We start from the raw sequence: 16,513 nt of genomic DNA on the forward strand, positions 1-16,513 counted from the left end.
CGGCGATCGCCCATGCCCTTATCCTCGGCGTTCGCGCCGAAACCAGCTTCAACCTCCTCGGGTTCTAGAGAACGATCTGACGATTCAACGTGCACCCGTCATTTCGCGGAGGAGATGGCCGGCACCATCGACCTTCGCCATGACCCACATCATGAACCGGATATCGACATGGACAGTCCGGTTACGCTGCCCGACATAAACCCAATCGGAGACCACCCCATCCATCGTCCCGTCGAACACCAGCCCGACCAACTCACCGCGTGCGTTGAGTGTCGGCGATCCGGAATTGCCGCTCGTGATATCGGCGCTGGATAGGAAGTTGACGGGAAGCGTGCCGAGTTCGGGATCGGCATAGACGCCAAAATTTCCCTTCCGCGCGGCAGATATCAGGGCCGCGGGAGCGTTAAACTCCCCTTGGCCCCGTTGCTTTTCGATCAGGCCGGACGCAGTTGTAAAGGGCGTCCACATCTCTCCGTCACGAACGCGTCCCTCAACCTTGCCCCAACTGACTCGCATCGATCCGTCGGCGTCGGGATGCACCGGCTCGCCGCGTTCGCGCTTGTAGTCGAGATAGGCGGCGAGATAGGCATCGCGCGCCGGCCGGGTTCGTTCGGCGCGGACCTCGGCCTCTTGCTCGGCAGCAAGGTCGTCCGGATAGAGCGCCACTGCCAACTGAATGAAGGGGTCATCCGATCGTTCGAATTCGGCGGCTGTTCTGCCCAGCCACGCCAGCCTTTCCCCGAACTCGCCGAGCCGCGTGGCCGCGTAAAGCCGATTGAGGCCGATAGCTGCCAAACGGCTTTCGAACGCTCCGCTCCGATCGGCGGGCGGAAGCTTGCGATATTCGGTCAGTGCCGCTTCGAACAGCTGCCGGTCGACCGAGGGTTCATAGCGGTTCTGAATGCGGGTGAGGCGATCGGAAAGCAGTTGCCGGTCGCGATCGCGATAGCCTTTCGCGCGCTGCATATCGGGCTTTCCCTGCTCCTTCGCCCATTTATAAAGCATGCCCGCACCCCGCAAAAGCTCGGCGCGATCGAGTGTCGCGCGGTAAAGGCGACGCAGCGAGGCCCGGCCATTTTCCTCAACCTCGGCATCCAGCCTCGCCAGCAAAGGCGCATAGTAGCTGCGCCGGCCGGGATCCTCAGCAATCCAGCCCCGAAAAGCGTCTTCGGTGGCCTGCTTCTGCTTCAGGACCTGAGCGGCATGGGCGCCGGCCAGACTTCCTGTGAGCTTCTTTCTGTAATTGCGCACGTCCTCGAGCGCCGTTGCGTAGCGGCTTTGCGTTTTGCGATCCCCTACGGTTGCCGCCAGTATTTTTTCTTCATGGCGCGTGAGGAGGCCGAGCCATTGCGGTTCATATTCTGAAATATTGAAGATCGTTTCTGCCGCGGTGGCCAAACGGTTGGTCACAACGGGAACGCCGGCGGTCAGAATGAAATCGTCTTCCTTCACGCCGCGCCGAGCCACTTTCAGGATCGATTTTGGACGGTAAGGAATATTCTGCCGTGCGAAAGGTGTCGGCGAACCATCGGGCGACACATAGGCACGGTAAAGGCCGAAATCTCCGCTATGCCGCGGCCACATCCAATTGTCGGTATCACCCCCGAAATTGCCCAGCCCTTCGCCCGGCGCATAGACGAGCCGGATATCCTGCAGTTCCAGTCGCTGTTCCAGATAATGGACCCTGCCGCCGAAATAGCTGAGGATACGGCATCGACGACCGGGCTGCACTTCGCAGGCGCTTGTCAGTCGTGCGCGATTCCCGTCGCGGGCGACCTTGCGAGCGGTTTCATCCAAGCCGCCGACGCCATCGTTCATCGCCGCGGTCACATCGCGCCAGTCCTCAATCACATTGATCCGGATCCCCGGCTCCGCGGGCAGCTCCGCCCGACGATCGCGGGCGACGAAACCGTTGGTCCAATAATCTTTCCCGGCCCCGCTATTGTGCTGCACAGAGCCCGAGAGGCAGTGATGATTGGTGAGCAGCAAGCCCTGTTCGCTCACGAAGGAGGCCGTGCAACTCCCCAGCGCCGCGACGGCGCCAAGCGGGGGCATGCTGACCATCCTCAATCGTTCGGGGTCCAGTTCCATCCCATCGGCGCGCATCGCGGCTCCTTGATCCGCCGCCTGATCGGGAAGCCACATGCCTTCGCGGCCCGACGCCGGCTGAACGATCGCCAGCATCGCGAGCGAAAACATGGCAGCGGAGTGATAATTGCTCATGCGGCTTATGTCCTTGCCATGCCGGATATCGAGGCCAAGCCCTGCGATACCCCGGCGACGACGATATACTGCCTGATGCCGAAATTATTGCGGTGGTGGTCACCGTTGACCGAACAATTTCCGGCAACGAAATGGGCGCCCGGATCGATGGCGCGACCTGATGGAATGCTCCCGCCGACATCGTCCGAAAGAGCGCAAGAGCGCACAAACAGAAGCACAATCGCGATTCGATTTGCGCGAATGCACGCTCAACGGTCAATCGCCCGATTGTTCTTATCGCGCCAGCCGATTCGACCCTATCGTCCGGCACGCTGAAAAACATATTGGGGAGTACATCATGCATATCGAGCCGCTTCACTCTCACCGCCGTCGGCCCAGGTTAATGCATATGCTGATCGCGGGAACGCTTGTCGCAGGACTGGCTGGAGCGGTGCCTGCCACTGCCGCCCCTTCGCCACCCGTCTTTTCCGCCGAATATGACGCTTATATCGAACAGATGCGGCAGGACTGGTCGATCCCCGGCGTCGCCATCGCGATCGTCAAGGACGACAAGATCACGACGCGGACCTATGGACTGCGCCAATATGACCGCAAGGCGCCGATCACCAAGGACACCATGTTCGGGATCGCCTCTATCACGAAAACCTTTGTTTCGGGCGCTTTGGCGAAACTCGCGGGCGAGGGCCGGATCAGCTTCGACGATCCGGTGATCAAGCATCTGCCGAATTTCAAGGTCGCCGACCCGTGGCTGACCCGCACCATCACCATTCGCGATCTTCTGGCCCACCGTACCGGCCTCGCTTCCTATGGTGACTGGCCCGAGGAAATTCCGGGCATGACGGGAGCCGAGGTGGTCGAACGGATGGCCGCGCTCGATCAGGCGGCGCCCTTTCGCGAACGCCCCTATTATAACAGCATCACCTATGTCGCCGCCGCGCAGATCATCGAAAAGGTAACGGGAAAACCCTGGGGCCAATATATCGACGAGGAAATCTGGACGCCGGCGGGCATGAACAACAGCTATGCCCATGCCGATGACTTCATCCCACCCGAAAATGTCCTGCCGTCCGGCGACGGGTGGTCCGACACGGTCAAGATCGGCCAGGATGCCGTTCCGTCGTCGATGAACGTGGCCTCCCCTCATGTGCAATGGGAAAAAGCGATCGATTCTTCACTGGCCTTCCACAAGAAGGATCTCACCGATCGCCTCGCCCATTTCCATCGCACCGCGATCGACCCCGGCCAGGCGGTCTTCTCGTCGGTCGACGATATGGCACGCTGGGCGAAATTGCTGATGAATATGGGCCAGATCGACGGCCGTCAGGTCATACCGGTCGAGGGTGTACGCGAAATGCGGCGCGCGGCGATCATCCGTCGCGGTGATTTCCCGGCCAACTGGTCCGCCGATTTCAACGACTCCCGGGAAGGCCTCCAACCGGTAATCTACGCATCGGGCCTGATGCTCTACACCTATGAAGGCAATTCTCTCTTCGGCCATTCGGGCGACGAACTGGGTTATACCGCATTGATGATCGTCGATCCCGAGCGGAAAATTTCCGTGGTGGCAATGATCAACAATTTTGCGGGCAAGAGCGGCGCGACCGATGCTCTGGTCGGACGAACGCTCGATGCGCTCTACGGGCGGGAAGCTCTCGACTGGTCGGAGATGGCGTTGAAGCGCGAGCGCGCCGGGCAGGTCGAAAACAAGGAGATATTCAGCGCGCTCTTCGCCGTGAAAGGTCCGGAAACCCGTCCACTCAGCACCTTCACAGGCACATATGAGCATCCTTTTTGCGGCAAGCTTTCGGTGCGGGTCGAGAAGGGCAAGCTTTTGGCCAGCACAGGCCCAACCTATGATGTCGAACTGACCCCGCTCGGCGATGGAAATTTCAAGGGAACGGTGCGCGGCCCCTCGGCCATATATTTCCACGTCGGCTTCAAAACCGGCGATACCGGCAAGCCGGCGACCCTGTCGATCACCCATCCCTATCTGCATCGTCCGATCGACTTCGCACGTTCGGGCAACTGATCCTCATTCGCCTTCATCGCGAAAACTTGTGAATCAAATGCGTCGGTGCCCTCCGACAAGAGGGCACCGAAATTCTTGCGCCGCATGAACGGGGAAGCCAATCGCATGACCATATTTGTCCGAACCGGACGGCTCGATGATGTCCATGACCTGGTGGAGCTTGCCCGGAGTGGCGGATCGGGGCTGACCAACCTGCCCCCCGATGCCGGTGCACTAAAGGCCAAGCTCGCCGCGAGCGAGGCGGTGATCACAGGCGAGAACGGCCATGGGCCGGTGATCCTCGTCCTCGAAATCGAAGGCCGTGTTCAGGGTTGCGGCATGATATTCCTGCGCATCGGAGCCGATTGGCCCTTCTATAGCTATCGAACCAGCCGCAACACGCAGCGTTCTCTGGTCAACGGCCAGCGCATTTCGTTCGAAACGCTGACCCTGACCAATGATTTCGACGGCTGTGCCGAAGTCGGGGGACTGCTGATCGACGCAGGCCTCAAAGGGCGCGGCCTGGGTGCCTTGATGGCGCGCAGCCGCTATTTGTTCATCGCAAGCCATCGCGAATATTTTGGCGACCGGGTCATCGCCGAGTTGCGCGGCGCGCAGGTCGAAAGCCGCTCGCCCTTCTGGGATGCCGTCGGCGGCCGCTTCTATGGCATGGACTTCGAAGAGGCCGACCGGCTCAATGCACTGGCCGGAAACCAGATCATCGCCGACCTCGGCCCGCGCCATCCCATTCATGTAAACATGCTGTCGAGCGAGGCGCAAGCGGCGATCGGCCGCCCTCATGACGATGGTGTCGCCGCTTACGCCATGCTGAAGTCCGAAGGGTTCCGCGACGATGGTTATGTCGACATCTTCGACGCAGGACCAACGCTTCATTCGGATATCGACGCGCTGGCGTCTATACGGTCGAGCACGTCGGAACGTATCGCGACAATCGGTCCGCCGCCCTTGGAAGGCGCCCCTGCCGACAGCCTCATAGCCGCGCACAACGGATCGCAATTTCGCGTGGTGCGCGGAACAGTCTGGCACGGCGAAGCGGGCCTGACCGTCGAGCCCGCGGTCGCCGCGGGATTGGGGATTTTCGAAAATGACGAGGTTCGCCATGTGCGCTTCTGACCGGACGCACCTGTTCGCACCGCGCGCGGGATCCAACGATGACCCGTGTCGAGAGCCGCTTCGGCGGGTTGGTCCGGAAAAGAATCGGTTGCCGACCGGCTAACGTCGCTCCGCACAATATCCGGCCCGTCCTCCATCAATGGCATCGGGGCCGATACGTCGCGAAATCGAGCAGCAGATCGACCACCGGATCGAGGTCGCAACGCAGGCGCTGCGCGATTAAAACAAAGCGCATGGCTGCGAAATGCGGGTTCGCGCGGCTGATGCCCGCGACGGCGTGGTCTTCGACATCGGCTCTCCTTCGAGCATCGACAGCATCGACCGGTGGATGGGCAATAATTTGACCGACGCATTCGGCCGCCACCGCGCCTGCGGCCTGCGGCCGATATTCCACCTCCTGGAATGGAACGAATTTCGGGCTCTCCACATAGCTCGCCCCGGCCACCCGAGGGCCGGTCGCCCGCAGAAGAAGTGAAGCCGCCGTGCAGGCGGTCGAGGCCTTCGCGTTTTAACGGTACAGCTTCAAAACCATGCCGGGCCACAGAGGTGCGACACGACACCGGCACCGCCACAGGCGGGATTGGCAACACCTTCCTTCGCGCCCTTTGCGTCTAGATGCCGGCGGACTTTGAACGACACGGAGACGAAATGGTGCGCAGGTTTGACTGGCAGGACGGGTTGAATATTTTCGATCGGCTCGACGAGCAGGAACGGATGATCGCCGATGCCGCGCGCGCCTATTGCGACGACCGCCTACGCCCGCGCGTCCGCGAAGCCTATGCCCGCGAGCATAGCGACCCGGACATCTTCCGCGAGATGGGCGAGCAAGGCCTGTTGGGCGTCACCGTGCCCGAAGAATTTGGCGGCATCGGCGCATCCTATGTCGCCTATGGCCTCGTCGCCCGCGAAGTCGAACGGGTGGATTCAGGCTATCGCTCGATGATGTCCGTGCAATCCAGCCTCGTCATCCATCCGATCCTGGCCTATGGCTCCGACGCCCACAAGCGGCGCTATCTGCCCGCACTGGTGGCGGGCACGAGCATCGGCTGTTTCGGCCTGACCGAACCCGACGCGGGGTCCGACCCCGGCGGGATGCGGACCAAGGCGACGGCGGTCGATGGCGGATACCGGATCGACGGCAACAAGACCTGGATTTCTAACGCGCCGATCGCCGATGTCTTCATCATCTGGGCCAAGTCGGACGCGCATGGCGGTGCCATTCGGGGCTTCATCCTCGAAAAGGGTATGGCAGGCCTTTCGGCGCCGAAGATCGAAGGCAAGCTCAGCCTGCGCGCATCGATCACCGGGATGATCAACCTTGACGGCGTGGTCGTGTCCGAAGACGCCCTGCTCCCCCATGTCGAAGGACTGAAGGGCCCGTTCGGCTGTCTCAATCGCGCGCGCTACGGCATCGCTTGGGGTGCGATGGGCGCGGCCGAGGCTTGTTATGCGGCCGCACGCCAATATGGCCTCGACCGCCATCAATTCGGTCGCCCGCTCGCCGCGACGCAGCTTTACCAGAAGAAGCTCGCCGACATGGCAACCGAGATCGCGCTCGGCCTGCAAGCCGCGTTGCAGGTGGGACGCCTGATGGACGATGACGCCGTCGCCCCCGAAATGATCTCGCTGATCAAGCGGAACAATGTCGGCAAGGCGCTCGATATCGCCCGCGCCGCGCGCGACATGCACGGCGGCAACGGGATTTCGGACGAATATCCGGTGATGCGCCACGCGATCAATCTGGAAACGGTCAACACCTATGAAGGCACGCACGACATCCATGCGCTCATCATCGGTCGCGCGATCACCGGCCTGGCGGCGTTCTGACATGCCCGATGCCGCCAGAACACCGCTCGCGGGGCTGAAGGTCATCGAGCTTGCCCGCATCCTGGCGGGGCCATGGGCGGGACAGATCCTCGCCGATCTGGGCGCCGAGGTGATCAAGGTCGAAAGCCCCGACGGCGACGACACACGCAAATGGGGCCCGCCCTTCATCGACAATGGCGATGGCACGGCGGACGCCGCCTATTTCCATTGTGCCAATCGCGGCAAAGCATCGCGCGTGGTCGATTTTTCGTCGCCCGCAGGCCGCGCCGAGGTGATCGCACTGATCCGCCACGCCGACGTCGTGATCGAGAATTTCAAGGTCGGGACGCTGGCGCGCTATGGCCTCGATCATGCCAGCCTCGCGGCGATCAACCCCCGGCTGATCTATTGCTCGATCACCGGTTTCGGGCAGACCGGCCCCTATGCCGGCCGCGCGGGATATGATTTCGTCGTCCAGGGGATGAGCGGGATCATGGACCTGACTGGCGCGCCCGATGGCCCGCCTCAGAAAATCGGCGTCGCCTATGCAGACATCATGACCGGACTTTATGCGGTCATCGCCATCGAAGCCGCCCTGATCCAGCGCGCGACGACCGGCACCGGGCAGCGTATCGACATGGCGTTGTTCGATGTCATGGTTGGCACCCTCGCCAATCAGGGGCTGAACTATCTGGCGTCGGGCGTCTCGCCATCGCGACTGGGCAACGCGCATCCCAACATCGCTCCCTATGAAGCTTTTCCCTGCGCCGACGGCTGGGTCATCATCGCTGTTGGTAACGACCGGCAATTCGCGCATCTTGTCGATTTGCTCGGACTGGACGAACGGCCCGAATGGCAAAGCAACGCCGGGCGTGTCGCCGATCGCGCGGCGCTGTCGGCCGCGATTACGGCGAGGCTCGTACCGTGGAGGAATAGTACGTTGATGGCGGCGCTGGAAGCGCGCGGCGTACCCGCCGGCCCGATCAACCGCGTCGAAGACGTCTTCGCCGATCCGCAGACCGTCCACCGCGGGATGCGCCTTGCGCTCGATCGCGATGGCGCCGGGGCCGTGCCCGGAATCCGCACACCGATCCGGTTCTCCGATGCCGCGCTGTCCTGCGACCGCGCGGCGCCGAAGCTGCCGCGCGCCGCGTCCTGATCCCGTTCAGGGCGCCGCCACGCCATATTCCTGCGCGGTGGCATCGAGGCTCTTCACCATCTTGTCGGCCATCTCTTCGATCTCGCCGCGAGTGATCGTCAGCGGCGGGCAGAGGACCATGGTATGGCCCACGGCGCGCGCGATCAGGCCGTTTTGCAGAGCGATTTCTCGGCAGGTGAGCGCCGCCTTTTCAGAGGGTTCGAAGAACAATCGTTCGGTGCGATCCTTCATCAATTGGAGCCCGGCGAGCAATCCGGCGCCGCGCAGTTCGCCGACCAGCGGATGGACGTCGGCGATCTGTTGCAGCACGCCGCGGAAATAGGGCCCGACATCCTCGCGGACGCGATCGATCAGCCCTTCGCGCGCGATGATGTCGATATTCGCTTCGGCCACCGCGCAGGCGACGGGATGCCCCGAATAGGTGTAGCCGTGCGGAATGGGGCCGCCTTCGTAGAGCGCCTTATGGACGCGCTCGCCGATGCCGACTGCGGCAATCGGCATATAGCCCGATGACAGGCCCTTCGCGATCGGCATCAGGTCGGGCTGGATTCCGTAATATTGCGAACCGAACCATTCGCCGAGCCGACCGAAACCGCAAATCACTTCGTCGGCGACCAGCAGGATGTCGTGTTTGCGGCAAATTTTCTGAATCCGGTCCCAATATCCCGGGGGCGGATCGATCACCCCGCCCGCGCCCTGGACGGGCTCGGCGATGAAGGCTGCGACATTGGCGGCGCCGATCGCGGCGATCTTGTCTTCGAGTGCGGCGGCCGCGATTTCGGCAAATTGTTCAGGGGTCTGGTTGGCGCCATGCCGATACCGGTGCGGTTCCATAATATGTTCGAAACCGGGGAGCAGTTCGTGCCCCATATCGTGCATGGCCTTCATCCCGCCGAGGCTGGTCGCGGCCAATGTGCTGCCGTGATAGCCCAGATGACGCCCGATGAAGACGCGCTTCGACGGCTGCCCGCAAAGTTTCCAATAATGATAGACCAGCCGGATGACGGTGTCGTTCGCCTCCGACCCCGAATTGGTGAAGAAGAAATTGTCGATGCCTTGAGGCGTCACCTCCGACAGCCGCCTGGCGAGCGAGATTTGCGACGGCGTCGCGCTTTGAAAAAAGCTGTTATAGTAAGGCAGTTCGCGCATCTGGCTGGCCGCGACATCGACCAGTTCGTCGCGGCCATAGCCGACGTTGACGCACCAGAGCCCCGCCATGCCGTCGAGGATCTTGTTGCCCTCGCTGTCCCAGACATAGCTGCCCTTACCCCGGGTGATGATCGTTGTGCCGCGTTCGGCCAGCTCGCGCGGGTCGGAAAAGGGGTGAAGATGGTGCCGGTCGTCCAGCGCGCGCCATGCCTCGGTCGAAAATCCAGCTTCCACGATCGATACTCCCATTGTCGTCGGTTCGATGGAAGCATCCCGGACTTGGCCCCCGGGCGAAAGATGACGAAACCGCCGCGGGCGTTGCCGTGAGAACACCGGCGCCGGTGCGCAGGCGTCAACCGCGGTCGAGGTCGGCCATCAGATCGGCGATCTGCACATCCTCGGCCGCGCCCCGGGCGCGGAGCCCTGCGATCACGCGCTCGCGGTCGCCCCGGGGGTGCGTCTGGCTGAGCTTCGTCACGCCGTCGATACGCTCGATCGCGATCCGGAATGACCGGATCATCGGTAACAGGAACTCCACCTTGCCCTCCGGCGCATCCTCCATCCGCCATGTGCTGCCATTATAGCCCTCCGACATCGCGATGGTGCGCCGCATGATTGCCAACTGTTCCTCGTCATCGTCGATCGGCGTCAACCGGCCACGGACCTGCGCAGCCATGTAGTTCCACGTCGGAACCGTCGGGCGTTCGACATACCAGGACGACGAAATATAAGCATGGGGGCCAGAAAAGATCGCGAGTGCCGGCTGTCCTTCGGTCAGGACCGCCGCATGGGGGTTCGCCCGCGCCAGATGGCCGACGAGCTCCATCTCGCCTAGGGCGTCGCTCGCGAAATAGATGGGGACGCTCGTCGCGAAGGGGGAGCCATCGGCGGCGGCCGAAACGAGCTGCGCAAACGGATATTGCGCGACCAGCGCGCGCGCGTCAGGCGCCCGATAATGTTCGGGGACATGCATCCGGCGCCGGGTTTCTGCTTCTTCCATTCCACATCCTCCTGTTCCAGCCTTTAAGCGGGCCTGTCGCTTCGGGAGCAAGTTGCCAAGGCGCAAAGCGGTGGTGCCCGTCCGGCACCAGTCGGCTCGGTGACCGGGGCACACCACCCTCCGTTTCCTTCGCACCGACCCGGACGAACGAACGGGCTATAGTGCCCCGCAACATACGATTTTTGAACAGGACGCCCCATGAGCCGCCAGCCCTCCAACATTGTCGATGCCTATGCCGGAAAGCTGTTTCCGAACGAACAGTTCGCGACCTTTTCGGCGAGCGAGAACAGCTTTCCCACCCGCACCGTTTCGCGCGGCAGGGCGGATGTTGCTGAGTTGCATCATGCCGCAACGATGTTGCCCGATCTTCCGATCGTCACCGACAGGGAAAGCTGTGACCTCATTGACTATGTGTCGCGCAATCGTCTGGTCGGACTGACGATCGTCAAGGATGGCAGCGTCGTCCACGAACGCTATGAAGGCGGCCTGACCCCCGACATGCGCTGGATTTCGATGTCGATGGCGAAGTCAGCCGCGACCACCCTGATCGGTGCCGCGATCGTCGACGGATATATTGGCGGGGTAACCGACCCGCTCACCGACTATCTGCCAATGCTGAACGGCAGCGGCTATGATGGGGTGTCTATCCGGCATCTTATGCGGATGACATCGGGGGTCGAATGGGATGATACCCACACCAACCCCGCGTCGCACCGGCGCCATATGCTCGATTTGCAGGTCAGCGGACAGCACGGCGCGATCATGGACTATATGGCGACGCTGCCGCGTATCGCCGAGCCGGGGAGCGTGTGGAACTACAGCACCGGCGAAACCCATGTCGTCGGCGCGCTGGTGAAAGCCGCTACCGGCAAATGGCTGGCCGACTATCTGAGCGAAAAAATCTGGTCCCGCGTCGGGATGCAGGCCGATGCCTGCTGGTGGCTCGAGGCCCCGCACGGGCTGGAGGTCGCGGGAAGCGGCCTGTGCGCGACGATGCGCGACTATGTGCGCTTCGGGCTGTTCGCGCTTAGCGGCGGGGTCGCCGGCGGCGAGCGGGTGGTACCCGAGGGCTGGTTCGACGAAGCCAGCGGCGCGCACGACAGCGGCGACGCCTTCAACTATGGCTATATGTGGTGGCCGGTACCTGATCGGAACGGCAACTTCCGCGACGGCGCCTACAGCGCGCGCGGCATTTTTGGCCAATATATCTATATCAACCCGGCGCGGAACCTGCTCGTCACCGTACTCAGCAGCCGCGCCAAGCCGAAATATTCCGAAGCCATATTGGACAATGACTTCTTCAACGCCGTGGCGGATGCGATCGGCTGATCAACCGCGCCGCGGCGCGAATTCGGGCAGCTCCTTGGCGATCGTCTCGCGCAGCCAGCGCCGGAATGTCCGCACCAGGCGGTCGTCCCAGCGATCGCGGCGCGCGATCAGCACATAATGCCCCATCCGCACGGGAAAGCTGTCCTTGCCCGCGCCGATGTCGATCAACGCGCCCGATTGCAGATCGTCGCGAATGATCAGACTGTTGGCCAGCGCGATCCCGCGGCCGTGGCGCGCGGCGTCGACCGTCAGATGGCCCTGCCACAGGCGCGGGCCGCCGATCCGTTCTTCGCAGGGCACCCCATAGGATCGCAGCCACTGAACCCAATTGTTCGTGCCGCTTTCGTGGAGCAGTTCGTGCGAAAGCAGGTCGGCCGGATCGACGATCGCATCGCGCGCTTCGAGATAACGGGTGCTCGCGACCGCGATGATCGGCACATGCGCGATCGTTCCCTGTTGCTGCCAGGCCGACGGCTTGACCTCATCCTCATAAGTCGCGTTGAAGCGGATATCGAGATCGGCCTCGTGCCCCGCGAAGTCGGGCGAGGCGTCGGTCGGGCGCAGCTCGAAATCAATGCCGGCGTTGCGCGCTTCGAACGCCGCGAAATGCTGCGAGAGCCAATGCAACGCAAAGCCGGGGGTGCACCAGATCGACAGGCTGTTGTGTTGCCCGCTGTTGAGTACGTCGAGTGTCGCATGGGCGATGTCTTCGAGCGCCTGGCTGATGCTGGCGTGATAGATGCGCCCCTGCTCGGTCAGCACGATCCCGCCGGGCGTGCGCGCGACGAGTTGCACGCCAAGCCAGCTTTCGATCGCCCGCAAGTGGCGGCTCACCACGGCATGGTCGCGGCTGAGCCAGGCCGCCGCTTTTCGGATACCCCCAAGACGCGCCACCGCATCGAACGCCCGCAACGCCTCGAACGGCGGAAGCGACTTTCGCTCGGGCGGACGGGGGTGCGCGCTCACGTCGAGGCGGCCGCAATCGAAATGATATGGTGCATTCATGATATTTCCCACAGGCGATGTTGGAGCGTCAATTGGAATCTCGGGCGGAGGCGTGAGGGCGCTTGGCGGATCCGCGCCGGGTTGAGCGGACCCATGCGGTCATTGCCAGCACCAGCATGACCAACGCGCCTCCCCCGCACAGGAAAGCCGCAATCCGTCCGCCAATGCCGAGTATCTGGCCGGTGTGAAACGGGTAAAGGGCGTTGAATATCGCATCGGCTCCGCGCTTCGTTCGCGCGTCGTCGATACGCACGAGTTGCCCGCTGCGGTCGAGATAGATGGCGGTGGCGCCATAGCTGCGCGGCAGTTCCCCCGGCGCGTGAATCCGGACGCGATACACGCCGGTTTCGTTCGGCATGTCGATGGCCGTGAAGCGCGCTCCGGGAAGATGTCCAAGCGCCCGCGCGACGGCCACTTCGGCGTCGATGCTGTTCGGCGCGTCCTGTGGCGCCGAGACCGATGGCGCCGAGACGCCCGCTAGGTCTTTCAACGGATCGGCAAAGGCCAGCATCACGCCCGACACCGCCAAGGCAAACAGCGGGATCGCCAGCCAGTAACCCAGAAAGCGATGCCAGCCGAGAAGGTTCGCCTGCCCCGACGCCAGCCGCGCGGGGCGCCGTACGATGCTGCGCCCCATGCCCTTCGACCGCCAGCCCGCGATCAGCCCCATGACGATGCTGAAGATCAGGAACAGCCCCGACGCACCGACGATCGCCTGCCCGGTGTCGCCCGCGAACAAGGTCTGGTGAAACGCCTTCAGCGTTTCGTAGAGCGCACCGTCCCCGACCGCCTGACTGTCAGGACGCGTGCGGATCATCCGACCAGCGCTGTCGATGCGAAGCGTATGATCGCTGCCGTCCTTCGTGCCATAGACATCGAGCTGTCCTTCAATGCCGCCCGAAATCCAGATCGAGGACACCGCATAGCCCGCATCCGCTGCGCGCCGCGCCGCGGCGCCGATCGCCGCAGGCGACACGGTGACGGGTTGCCCGCCGAGCAGGCTGTCGTCCATCTCGGTACGAAAATGAATGGTCAGTCCAGATGCGATCTGCAGCAACCAGAACAGCGCCAGCGCAAGGCCGACAAATTTGTGGATGGTCCGCGCAGTTCGCGTGTCTTTGGCCTTTTTCATCCCCCCAACCTCGCTCCCGCCCGGCCGATGGACGAGATGCCTAAGCGCGGATCAGTGGTGCGCAATGCGCACCAGGTCACCGGCCTTTGTCGCCTGTTCCCGTTTTCCGTCCCGCCTTCTACTAGGAGCCAGTGGAAGGGGAAAAATAATGACACAAAGCGATCTCGGCAGGGGCCCGTGGCTCTCATGACGACGACCCATTCCGCTCCGCTTGATCCGGCGTCCGGCGTCCTCGACGACAGCAAAGAGATTTTTGGCCACCCGCGCGGACTCGCCTATATCGTCTTCACCGAAACGTGGGAGCGCTTCTCCTTCTATGGAATGCAGGCGCTGCTCGTCCTCTATATGACGCTGCACCTCTTCAAGCCCGAGAATAGCGCGGTTGTCGCCGGTTTCGACGGCTATCGCGCCGTGATGGCCGCCGTTTTCGGGCCGCTGAGCACACAGGCGCTCGCGGCGCAGACCTTCGGCCTCTATGTCGGCTTCGTCTATTTTATGCCCGTATTTGGCGGGTTGCTCGGCGACCGCTACCTGGGTCGCAAGAAATCGGTGATCATCGGCGCGGTCTTCATGGCGGCAGGACATTTCCTGATGGCGTTCGAGGCGCTGTTCCTGTTCGCGCTGCTCGCGCTGGTCGTGGGATCGGGGTTCCTCAAGGGCAATTTGGCGGCGCAGGTCGGCGGCCTTTATGCCGCCAATGACAAGCGGCGCGATGCCGGTTTTTCGGTCTATGTCTTTGGCATCAACGTCGGGGCGTTCGTCGCGCCGCTGATCTGCGGCACACTGGGCGAGCTCTATGGCTGGCATTATGGTTTCGGGGCGGCGGGGATCGGCATGCTGATCGGCCTTGCCATCTATCTGAAGGGCGCCCGCTATCTGCCGCCCGAAAAGATCCGACTTCAGCACGGCGAACGGGTTCGCCTGCAACCCGGCGACGGGACAAAGATCACGGCCATTGTCGCAATGCTCGCGATCACCGCGCTCTATTGGACCGCGCAATCGCAGGTCTGGAACAGCTATCCGCTGTGGATCAAGGATCAGGTCGACCGCAATCTGGGCTTTGCGACCGTGCCGGTGACCTGGTTCCAGTCGCTCGATTCACTCGCAGTGCTGCTCCTCGCCCCCGCGGTACTCTGGTATTGGAAACGCCAGTCGCGGCGCGCGGCCGAGCCCACGGACCTCGCCAAGATCGGTCTTGGCTGCGCAGTGTTCGCCGCGGCGTGCCTGTTGCTCTCGGCTGGAGAAATATTGGCGGGCAGCGGTCAGGTCGCGATCATCTGGCCCGTCCTGTTCCATTTCGTCTGTGCAATCGGTTTTCTCTATCTTGGCCCCATCGCGCTGGCGCTGACGTCGCGCGCGGCGCCGCTTGCGGTGAACGCGATGATGGTCGGTTGCTATTATCTGGCGATCTTCGCCGGCAGCTTTGCGAGCGGATGGCTCGGCCGCTTTTATGAAACCATGTCGCCGGCGGCCTTCTGGGCGATGCACGGCGCGATCGTCGGCAGCGGCGCGCTGTTGATCCTCGCCTTCGGCCGGCCGCTGCTGCGCGCGATGGCCATCGCGCCGCAAAACGACGGAGACGCATGATGATCCTGAGCCTCGCAGCCATGCTCGCTGCGGCAGCGACAAGTCCGCCCGGCGCAGTCGTGATCGCCTGCCCGCGGGACGCCGTTCAAGCCGACTGCGGGTTTCGCGGTGCGGGGGCTTTGCAAGCCGCGATCGAGTCCACACCCGATGGCGGAACGCTGATCATCCGCGCGGGCGAATATGTGGCGGAAGGTGGGCACAGTACCGCCTTTCAGGATGCCACCCTTCCCTCCTTCCTGACCATCACCGATCGGTCGATCACTATCCGCGCCGACGACGGCGCAGTGCTTGCCGGCAATCCGAATGCGCCATCGACCGCGATCACCCTCGTCAACGCCAATGCAATGATCTCCGGCCTCGAGGTTCGCGACTTTACTTATGCTTCTGACGAGGACGCGCTGTACGACGGACATGGCATTTTTGCGATCGACAGCCGCCTGACGCTCGACAGGGTACGCCTCACGCGCATTTCGAAAATGGCTGTGTCCGCACGGGGCGACAGCCAGCTGATCGCGCGCCATGTGACGATCAGCGACAGCCATGTCGGTTTCTGGCTCCGCGAGACCGCCTATGCGCGGATCAGCCATGCGGTGGTCGAGCGCGGGTCGGTCGTCGGGCTGTGCGCCTATGCGCAAAGCAGCGCCCATATTTCGGATTCGCGCTTCAGCGGCTTTGCCGACGACGGCATCTTCAGCGACGATGATGCCGTGCTGTTCGTGGCGCGGACCGAGGTCAGCGGCAACAGCCCCTTCGGCATTCGCGCCAGTGGCAGCAGCCGTATTTCACTTTCCCAAAGCGCGGTCCGCGGCAATACGGAGGACTTCGGCACCGAGGGCAAAGGCGAAATCAGACGCGACTCCCGCTGACGATTCATCGATCGTCTCATCGGTAAAAAGCCCCGGACAACAGAGTGTTGCCTGGGGCTTTTTTGCTGCGCGCTCATCGGCTGCGTGCGTTGCGGGCACCCCTCTTTCCCCAACA

Annotated in this window: 13 protein-coding genes; 7 read left to right on the top strand and 6 right to left on the bottom strand. The window is 62.9% G+C overall.

The annotated features are described in order from the left end of the window. Positions 1-84: 84 nt before the first annotated feature. Entirely contained in the window at positions 85-2,223 is a 2,139-nt protein-coding gene (locus tag AC1RRJ_RS20800; RefSeq protein ID WP_493126292.1) for a S46 family peptidase, read from the bottom strand. A 388-nt stretch (positions 2,224-2,611) separates the two neighbouring features. Here AC1RRJ_RS20800 and AC1RRJ_RS20805 point away from each other — a divergent pair, with 388 nt between their 5' ends. Next, positions 2,612-4,252 (top strand): serine hydrolase, encoded by a 1,641-nt coding sequence (locus AC1RRJ_RS20805; RefSeq protein ID WP_493126294.1) that lies wholly within the window; start codon positions 2,612-2,614, stop codon positions 4,250-4,252. 105 nt (positions 4,253-4,357) lie between these two features. After that, entirely contained in the window at positions 4,358-5,365 is a 1,008-nt protein-coding gene (locus AC1RRJ_RS20810) for an arginine N-succinyltransferase (protein ID WP_493126296.1), read from the top strand. Positions 5,366-5,501: 136 nt separating this feature from the next. Here AC1RRJ_RS20810 and AC1RRJ_RS20815 read toward each other — a convergent pair whose 3' ends face one another. Continuing rightward, positions 5,502-5,792, bottom strand: a complete 291-nt coding sequence (locus tag AC1RRJ_RS20815) for a hypothetical protein (RefSeq protein ID WP_493126298.1) — start codon at positions 5,790-5,792, stop codon at positions 5,502-5,504. A gap of 221 nt (positions 5,793-6,013) precedes the next feature. Between AC1RRJ_RS20815 and AC1RRJ_RS20820 the strand changes: the two genes are divergently transcribed. Then, on the top strand, positions 6,014-7,192 hold the full coding sequence (locus tag AC1RRJ_RS20820; RefSeq protein WP_493126300.1) for an acyl-CoA dehydrogenase: 1,179 nt from the start codon (positions 6,014-6,016) through the stop codon (positions 7,190-7,192). A 1-nt stretch (position 7,193) separates the two neighbouring features. Continuing rightward, on the top strand, positions 7,194-8,330 hold the full coding sequence (locus AC1RRJ_RS20825; protein WP_493126302.1) for a CaiB/BaiF CoA transferase family protein: 1,137 nt from the start codon (positions 7,194-7,196) through the stop codon (positions 8,328-8,330). Between the two features lie 6 nt (positions 8,331-8,336). Here the strand turns inward: AC1RRJ_RS20825 and AC1RRJ_RS20830 are convergent, their stop codons facing one another. Continuing rightward, positions 8,337-9,713 (bottom strand): aminotransferase, encoded by a 1,377-nt coding sequence (locus AC1RRJ_RS20830; RefSeq protein WP_493126304.1) that lies wholly within the window; start codon positions 9,711-9,713, stop codon positions 8,337-8,339. 118 nt (positions 9,714-9,831) lie between these two features. Further along, a complete protein-coding gene (locus AC1RRJ_RS20835; protein WP_493126307.1) occupies positions 9,832-10,479 on the bottom strand; it encodes an FMN-binding negative transcriptional regulator in 648 nt (215 codons plus the stop codon). Positions 10,480-10,677: 198 nt separating this feature from the next. Between AC1RRJ_RS20835 and AC1RRJ_RS20840 the strand changes: the two genes are divergently transcribed. Next, entirely contained in the window at positions 10,678-11,808 is a 1,131-nt protein-coding gene (locus AC1RRJ_RS20840) for a serine hydrolase domain-containing protein (RefSeq protein WP_493126309.1), read from the top strand. Here the strand turns inward: AC1RRJ_RS20840 and AC1RRJ_RS20845 are convergent, their stop codons facing one another. Then, positions 11,809-12,774: a LysR substrate-binding domain-containing protein gene (locus tag AC1RRJ_RS20845; protein ID WP_493126311.1), complete on the bottom strand. Its 966-nt coding sequence runs from the start codon at positions 12,772-12,774 to the stop codon at positions 11,809-11,811. Positions 12,775-12,841: 67 nt separating this feature from the next. After that, the gene (locus AC1RRJ_RS20850; RefSeq protein ID WP_493126313.1) at positions 12,842-13,945 is read right to left on the bottom strand and encodes a PepSY-associated TM helix domain-containing protein; all 1,104 of its coding nucleotides are present in this window, start codon (positions 13,943-13,945) and stop codon (positions 12,842-12,844) included. A 186-nt stretch (positions 13,946-14,131) separates the two neighbouring features. Between AC1RRJ_RS20850 and AC1RRJ_RS20855 the strand changes: the two genes are divergently transcribed. Then, positions 14,132-15,532, top strand: a complete 1,401-nt coding sequence (locus tag AC1RRJ_RS20855) for a peptide MFS transporter (protein WP_493126315.1) — start codon at positions 14,132-14,134, stop codon at positions 15,530-15,532. Further along, positions 15,529-16,398 (top strand): right-handed parallel beta-helix repeat-containing protein, encoded by an 870-nt coding sequence (locus AC1RRJ_RS20860; RefSeq protein ID WP_493126317.1) that lies wholly within the window; start codon positions 15,529-15,531, stop codon positions 16,396-16,398. Before AC1RRJ_RS20855 ends, AC1RRJ_RS20860 begins: the two co-directional genes overlap by 4 nt. Positions 16,399-16,513: the final 115 nt, after the last annotated feature.

The sequence above is a fragment of the Sphingopyxis sp. GW821-FHT12C06 genome (genome assembly GCF_058807415.1).

Bases quoted from the DNA above. Each gene is read 5' to 3' on its own strand.
- AC1RRJ_RS20825 (WP_493126302.1), top strand. From the start codon at position 7,194: ATGCCCGATGCCGCCAGAACACCGCTCGCGGGGCTGAAGGTCATCGAG.
- AC1RRJ_RS20840 (WP_493126309.1), top strand. From the start codon at position 10,678: ATGAGCCGCCAGCCCTCCAACATTGTCGATGCCTATGCCGGAAAGCTG.
- AC1RRJ_RS20805 (WP_493126294.1), top strand. From the start codon at position 2,612: ATGCTGATCGCGGGAACGCTTGTCGCAGGACTGGCTGGAGCGGTGCCT.
- AC1RRJ_RS20800 (WP_493126292.1), bottom strand. From the start codon at position 2,223: ATGAGCAATTATCACTCCGCTGCCATGTTTTCGCTCGCGATGCTGGCG.
- AC1RRJ_RS20855 (WP_493126315.1), top strand. From the start codon at position 14,132: ATGACGACGACCCATTCCGCTCCGCTTGATCCGGCGTCCGGCGTCCTC.
- AC1RRJ_RS20850 (WP_493126313.1), bottom strand. From the start codon at position 13,945: ATGAAAAAGGCCAAAGACACGCGAACTGCGCGGACCATCCACAAATTT.
- AC1RRJ_RS20810 (WP_493126296.1), top strand. From the start codon at position 4,358: ATGACCATATTTGTCCGAACCGGACGGCTCGATGATGTCCATGACCTG.
- AC1RRJ_RS20835 (WP_493126307.1), bottom strand. From the start codon at position 10,479: ATGGAAGAAGCAGAAACCCGGCGCCGGATGCATGTCCCCGAACATTAT.
- AC1RRJ_RS20860 (WP_493126317.1), top strand. From the start codon at position 15,529: ATGATGATCCTGAGCCTCGCAGCCATGCTCGCTGCGGCAGCGACAAGT.
- AC1RRJ_RS20820 (WP_493126300.1), top strand. From the start codon at position 6,014: ATGGTGCGCAGGTTTGACTGGCAGGACGGGTTGAATATTTTCGATCGG.